General features: G+C 73.8%; 8 protein-coding genes. 5 read left to right on the top strand and 3 right to left on the bottom strand.

Annotated features, from left to right (window positions below; translation table 11 throughout):
- The 4 genes from DKL51_RS32655 to rarD form a co-directional block, all read left to right on the top strand.
- A partial coding sequence (locus DKL51_RS32655) for a type VII secretion protein EccE (RefSeq protein WP_124813186.1) occupies positions 1–1,406 on the top strand: 1,406 nt, incomplete at its 5' end.
- A gap of 61 nt (positions 1,407–1,467) precedes the next feature.
- Complete coding sequence (locus DKL51_RS32650) at positions 1,468–1,854, top strand: phage holin family protein (RefSeq protein ID WP_109947045.1); 387 nt, start codon at positions 1,468–1,470, stop codon at positions 1,852–1,854.
- 94 nt (positions 1,855–1,948) lie between these two features.
- Positions 1,949–2,437, top strand: coding sequence for a GNAT family N-acetyltransferase (locus tag DKL51_RS32645; protein ID WP_124813184.1), 489 nt, complete (start codon positions 1,949–1,951; stop codon positions 2,435–2,437).
- Positions 2,434–3,357, top strand: coding sequence for an EamA family transporter RarD (gene rarD / locus DKL51_RS32640; RefSeq protein ID WP_109947043.1), 924 nt, complete (start codon positions 2,434–2,436; stop codon positions 3,355–3,357). Before DKL51_RS32645 ends, rarD begins: the two co-directional genes overlap by 4 nt.
- A 7-nt stretch (positions 3,358–3,364) precedes the next feature.
- On the opposite strand, the gene DKL51_RS32635 is transcribed toward rarD, so the two are convergent.
- From DKL51_RS32635 to DKL51_RS32625, 3 genes are all read right to left on the bottom strand, one after another.
- Complete coding sequence (locus DKL51_RS32635; RefSeq protein WP_109947042.1) at positions 3,365–4,048, bottom strand: anti-sigma factor family protein; 684 nt, start codon at positions 4,046–4,048, stop codon at positions 3,365–3,367.
- The gene (locus tag DKL51_RS32630) at positions 4,045–4,539 is read right to left on the bottom strand and encodes a sigma-70 family RNA polymerase sigma factor (RefSeq protein WP_243420780.1); all 495 of its coding nucleotides are present in this window, start codon (positions 4,537–4,539) and stop codon (positions 4,045–4,047) included. Before DKL51_RS32630 ends, DKL51_RS32635 begins: the two co-directional genes overlap by 4 nt.
- A gap of 182 nt (positions 4,540–4,721) precedes the next feature.
- Positions 4,722–5,504, bottom strand: a complete 783-nt coding sequence (locus DKL51_RS32625) for an IclR family transcriptional regulator (protein WP_109947040.1) — start codon at positions 5,502–5,504, stop codon at positions 4,722–4,724.
- 154 nt (positions 5,505–5,658) lie between these two features.
- Between DKL51_RS32625 and DKL51_RS32620 the strand changes: the two genes are divergently transcribed.
- The coding region (locus DKL51_RS32620; RefSeq protein ID WP_148097918.1) for an MFS transporter at positions 5,659–6,210 on the top strand (552 nt) is incomplete at its 3' end.

The raw sequence follows: 6,210 nt of genomic DNA, 5'->3' as shown, positions 1-6,210 counted from the left end.
AGCTCGGAGATCCGGGCGACCTGCTCGGCGACGGGCAGCGACTCCTTCCCGCACCACTGTCACTGCTGCCATCGCACCCCCCGGAGAGCCCGCCGGTCCGGGTCCAACTCCTCCTCTCCGGCTCGCCCGCTCCCGCGCCCGCGCTCGCGGAGGGCACCGCCGGAACGTCGTACCGGCAGCTCACCGAGGGGCGGTTGGCGGGCCGGGATCGGGCGGTGCTCGCCGTGCGGGTGCTCCGGGCCGACGGCTGGTCGGACGAGGAGCTGCGGCGCGCCCTCTCCGGCGCGGTCCGGCGGATCGTCCGCCGGCTCGGGCCGCTGATCGGCCGGCCGCTGGGTGGGCCCGCGGCGCTGCGGGTGATCGCGGAACTGGTCCACCACGACTCCGACGCGCCGACCCGGGAGTGCTGGCCGGCCGTGCACTCCGGCGGGCTGCTCCAGGCCACCTTCCGGCTGCGCCGCTGGCCGGACCCGCGTACGGACGCCGCCCGGCGGCTCGTGCCCCGACTGCTCGCCCTGCCGGCCACCGCCAGCACCGTCTCGCTCTGCGTCGGTCCGCGCACCGGTGCCGAGGGCGTCCCGGTGCCGGCCGAGCTGACCGTACGGCTGGCGGCCCGCACGGCCGGCGAGCTCTCGGTCGCGGCCCAGGCCCTGCGCCGACTCGTCACCGACCTGGGTGGTGAGGTCCGTGGGCTGGACGGCGAGCAGGTGCACGGGCTGGCCGCCACCCTGCCGTTGGCCGTTGCCGGTGGCGGCGCGGCGGTGAGCGGCGAGACCCTGGACAACCTGGAGCTGCTCACCGGCGAGGCGGGGCTGATGGTGGGCGCGAACCGGCGCGGCGGAGCGGTGACCGTCCGGCTGTTCCGGCCCGAGGCGACCCGGCTGATGCTCGTCGGCGGGGTGCGGGTGGCCCAGCTCGTGGCGCTGCGCGCCGTCGCGCTCGGCGCCCGGGTGGTGGTGCAGACCGCCCGACCGCGGGTCTGGGAGCCCTTCGTTCGGGCCGTCGGGGCACCGGGCGGGGCGATTCCGCTGATCCCACCCGGCCGGCCGGTGGGTGGGCCGCCCGGTTCGCCACTGCAGCCGCTGCTGTTGGTGGTCGACGCGGGGCCGGCGCCGACCGAGGTCCGGACGGGATCGGGCTGGCAGTCCACGCTGGTCGTCCGGGACGAGCTCGGTCCGGCCGACGTGGACGCACTGGCCCGCGCCGATCTGGCGATCCTGCAGCCGCTCGACCCGGGGGAGGCCGCGCTGGCCGGCGCCGCCCTCGGCCTGGGCGGTTCGGCGGACTGGCTGACCCGGATCCGGGACGACATGGTGGCCGTGGTCAACCGGCGGGCGCTGCGCTGGGCACTGCTCTCCCCGACGTCCATCGAGTCGCAACTGGTCGGTCAACCGACCCGGCGCTGAGCAACGAATTCGTGATCTTCGCGGGTTCCGTCGGTGGACGGACCGTGGCACCATCCCCGCCATGGGATTTCTGAAGGGTCTTCTGATCCGGCTGGCCTCGACGGCGGTGGCCTTCTGGCTGGCCACGCTCATCATCCCCGGCGTCAGGCTCGAGTCCGACTCGATCACCGACCAGGTCACCACGCTGGTGCTGGTGGCGGTGATCTTCGGTGTGGTCAACGCCGTGCTCCAGCCGATCATCAAGACGGTCGGCTGCGGCTTCTACCTGTTCACCCTCGGCCTGATCGCACTGGTCGTGAACGGCCTGCTCTTCCTGCTCACGAGCTGGATCGCCGGGCAGGCCGGACTGCCGTTCCACGTGGACAACTTCTGGCCGGCCGGCGTGCTCGGTGCGCTCTTCGTCGGCATCGTCACCTGGATCCTCGGCGCCGTCCTCGACCGCGACTGACCGACCGACGTACCCCGATTCCCGCCCACCGGCCAGGCCAGTGGGCGGGAATTGGCTGGTGAGGCCTGGTGGGGCCGCCACTAGGGTCGAAGGGGTGTTCACCCTGACCCGCGCCGACGGCTACCAGATCAGCACCGACCCGGACCGCCTCGAACTCGACCGGGTGCACCGATGGCTCTCCACCGACGCGTACTGGGCGCTGGGGCGGGACCGGGAGACCGTGGGTCGGGCCTTCGCCGGCTCGATCGGGTTCGGCGTCTACCGCCCGGGTGACGGTGCGCAGGTCGCGGTGGCCCGGGTGGTCACCGACCGGGCGACCTTCGCCTGGCTCTGCGACGTCTACGTCGACCCGGCCGAGCGGGGTCGTGGGCTGGGCACCTGGCTGGCCGGCGCGGTCCGCGACCACCTGGCCGAGCTGGGCGTACGCCGGATCCTGCTGGCCACCGCCGACGCGCACGGGGTGTACGCCAAGGTCGGCTTCACCCCGGTGACGCCGGAGCGCTGGATGGAGCTGGACCAGCGGGTGAACCGGGTCACCGGAAAGGAGCAAAACGCCACTACACCACTTACGGTGGAGGCGTGAACCCGATCCGCCTCGGCTACCTGTACGGCTTCGGCGCGTACCTGCTCTGGGGTTTCTTCCCGATCTACCTGAAGCTGCTGCGGCCGGCCGGGCCGGTGGAGATCCTCGCCCACCGGATCGTCTGGTCGGTGGCCTTCGTGGCCCTTCTGCTCGCCGCCATGCGCAACATCGGCTTCCTCCGCGCGCTGACGCGCCGCCCGCGAGCGATGGCCGGCATCGTGGCCGCCGCTGCACTGATCGCCGTCAACTGGGGCACCTACATCTACGGCGTCAACTCCGACCGGGTGGTGGAGACCGCCCTCGGGTACTTCATCAACCCCCTGGTGGTGGTGCTGCTCGGGGTCTTCGTGCTCCGCGAGCGGCTGCGCCCTGGGCAGTGGGCGGCGCTCGGCGTCGGCGCGCTGGCGGTGGCCGTGCTCACCATCGACTACGGCCGGCTGCCGTACCTGGCGCTCACCCTGGCCTTCAGCTTCGCCGGGTACGGCCTGGTGAAGAAGCGGCTCGGGCTGCCCGCCGCGGAGGGACTCTTCGTCGAGTCCGCGGTCCTGGCGCTGCCCGCGCTGGCGTACCTGGGGTGGCTGGTCCGGCGGGGCGAGTCGACGTTCGGGCACGTCTCGGCCGGGCACACCGTGCTGCTGGTGCTGGCCGGCGCGGCCACCGCGATCCCGCTGCTGCTCTTCGCCGGGGCGGCCAACCGGCTGCCGCTCTCCGGGCTGGGCATGCTCCAGTACCTCGCCCCGATCCTCCAGCTCGGCTGCGGGGTGCTGATCTTCCACGAGCCGATGCCGCCGGCCCGGCTGGCCGGCTTCGCCCTGGTCTGGCTCGCGCTGATCGTCTTCACCGCGGACGCCGTGCGGCACAGCCGCCGTACTCGCGCCGAGGCCCGCGCGGCCGCACCGGTCCCCGCCGGCTCCCGCTGACCCGGGGTCAGCGCGCGTCATAGGTGAGGACCGGGGTGCCGTCGCCCCGGAGCAGTTCCAGGCTGACCAGCTCGCCCTCGGTGAAGTGGGTCGCGCCGGTCAGGCGGACGTCGTCACCGGGGGCGGCCAGCCAGGAGCCCACCTGCTCCGTCGCGCCGTCCGGGCCGTGCGCCACCAGCCGGAAGGTGTACGCCTCGCGGTGGCCGGCCCACTGGTCGTACCCGCAGTGCATGGTCACCTCGGTGCCCCAGTCGGTGCCGGTCAGCCCGATCTCCGCGTGCACCGGCGCGGTGCCGGCGACCGGCCGCATCGCCACCAGCGGCACCTGCGGGGCAGGATCCACCGGCCGGACCAGCATCACGCCGACGCCCACCAGCACGGCCAGCGCGGCCGCGGCGAGTGCGGTCAGCGCGTACCGCCGGCGGACCCGGGACCGGTCGCGGCGGCGGCGCTCCCGGGCGGCGTCGAGCAGCGCGGGCAGCCGGGAGGTCTCCGACGCGGACGGCAGGAACTGCTCCAGCCCGGCCGGGTCGAGCCGGCCGAGCAGCCCCGGCAGCACGGCGATCTCCGCGACCGCCTCCCGACAGGCCGCGCAGCCGGGCAGATGCCGCTCGTAGGCGGCGCGCTCGGCGGGGGCGAGGGCACCCAGCACGTACGCGCCGTCGTCGTGCGCGAACTCGCACCGGGTCATCCGGTCACCCCCATCTCGGCCAGCACCAACCGTAGTGAGCGCAGCGCGTAGTGGGTGCGCGACTTCACCGTGCCCGGCGGTACGCCCAACCGGGCGGCGGCCTCGGCCACCGACCGTCCCTGGTAGAAGCACTCGACCAGCACCTCACGGTGGGTCGGGCTGAGCCGGTTCAGCGCCTCGGCAACGGTCCACGCCTCCACCGCGCGCTCCGTTTCGTCGACCGTCTCGGAAGGCTCGGGCAGCTCGTCGGTGTAGACCTCGCCGACCCGGCTGGACCGACGCCGCCAGGCGTCGATGGCCAGGTTCCGGGCGGTGGTGAAGAGCCAGGCCCGGACCGACCCGCGGGTGGGGTCCAGCGACTCCGGGTGCCGCCAGGCACGCAGCAACGTCTCCTGCACCAGGTCCTCGGCACGCGACCGGTCACCGTTGACCAGCCGCAGCGCGTGCGCGAAGAGCGCGTCCGCGTGCTCGTCGTGCAATGCGCGCAGCAGTTGGGCGTCGTGGTCGCTGATGGGGGGTCACCTCGCTCTCGGCGACAGGTCCGGCGGTGCGCTCGCCCCTGCATACGTGCGGTGACCCCGATCGGTTCACCGCCCGCTCCCGATCCCGCGGGCACGAGGACGTGCGGGCCGCTACCCATTGGGGGCGGCGGCCCTTCGCGCCGCGGAGGACGTCAGCCCTCGGCGGCGATGCCGTCGGCGACGGCGCGGGCGACGGTGAGCAGCTTGGCCCGGACCACCCGGGCGGAGGTCATCATCTCGCTGGCCGGCAGGGCGCAGGCCAGCACGACCCGGCGTTCGATGTCCTTGTCCGGGGTGACCAGCACCGCCGCGCAGGCCACGCCCTGCCGGAACTGTCCCAGCTCCAGCTGCATGCCGCGCCGGTCGCCGGCGGCCAGGTCCGCCTCGAACGCCTCCGCGCTGGTCAGGGTGGCGCTGGTGAACGGCCGCATGCCGTACTCGCGCAGGTAGCGGAACCGCTGCTCGGCGGTGAGGGTGGCGAGCAGGCTCTTGCCGAGCGCCGTGGCGTGCGCGCCCTCGTCGAAGCCCGGCACCAGGTCCTCCAGGTACGGCGAGCGGTGCCCCTCGGCCACGGCGGTGACCGCCACCTGGCCGCCCACGAAGCGACCAAGGTAGTGGCTGTACCCGGTGTCCGCGGCGGCCCGGCGCAGCGACTCGCCGACGACGGGCGGCCCCCGGAACGCGGTCACCAGTTCCCGGTACCGGTCCGCCACCTCCAGGCCGACGATGTACGTCCCGTCCTCGCGCCGAATCACGTAGCCCTCGTACGCCAGCGTGCGGACCAGGTGGTACGTCGTGGCCACGGTCAGCTCGCAGCGACGGGCGATCTGTTTGACGGTCAGGCCCCTGGGGGCACGGCCGACCGACTCGAGCACTCGAAGCGCGCGGGACACACTGCGGATCAGGTCCGAAGGTTCCGCCAAGGGGTCGCGCACAACCACCTCCGCCGCCGGGGACTTACACCATATGAAAAAGAGGCCGAGTGCGAAATGCCTGTTCGGATCGAGGATGCCAGATCAGCGGGGACAGTCCGTGCACCGACAGACACGATCCGCTGCCGAAATGCCGCCAGCGTAGGTTTGCCTGACCATGACCGACACCGCCCTTCACCCCTCGCCTCCCGCGCCGCCGCGTACCGTTCGAGCCAGCGCGGGCGCCATCGCCACCACCATCGCCTGCGTTCTTCCCGTCTTCCTGGTCGGCGGCCTCGCCGTCCAGATGGGCCGTGACCTCCACTTCTCCCCCGCCGGGCTGGGGCTGGCCGTCTCGATCTACTTCGGGATCAGCGCGCTGGCCTCGGTCCCCTCCGGGGCGCTGGTGGAGCGGTACGGGCCGGCCGTGGTGGCCCGGGTCGGCATCCTGCTCTCCGCCGGCTCGCTGCTCGCGGTGGCCGGTCTCGCCCGGTCGTACCCGGTGCTGGTCGTGCTGCTCGCGCTCAGCGCCGCGGCGAACGCCCTCGGCCAGCTCGCCAGCAACGCGGCGCTGGCCCGACACGTCCCCGCCCACCGGCAGGGCCTGTCGTTCGGGGTGAAACAGGCCGCGATCCCGGTGTCCACGCTGCTGGCCGGCGCGGCGGTGCCCACCATCGCGCTGACCGCGGGCTGGCGGTGGGCGTTCGTGGCCGCGGCCGTCGCCGCGCTC

Source organism: Micromonospora globispora, from assembly GCF_003857015.1.
Classification (GTDB): Bacteria; Actinomycetota; Actinomycetes; order Mycobacteriales; family Micromonosporaceae; genus Micromonospora; species Micromonospora globispora.
The sequence above is the reverse complement of the archived record's forward strand: the minus strand, read 5'-3'. Positions and strand labels throughout refer to the sequence as shown.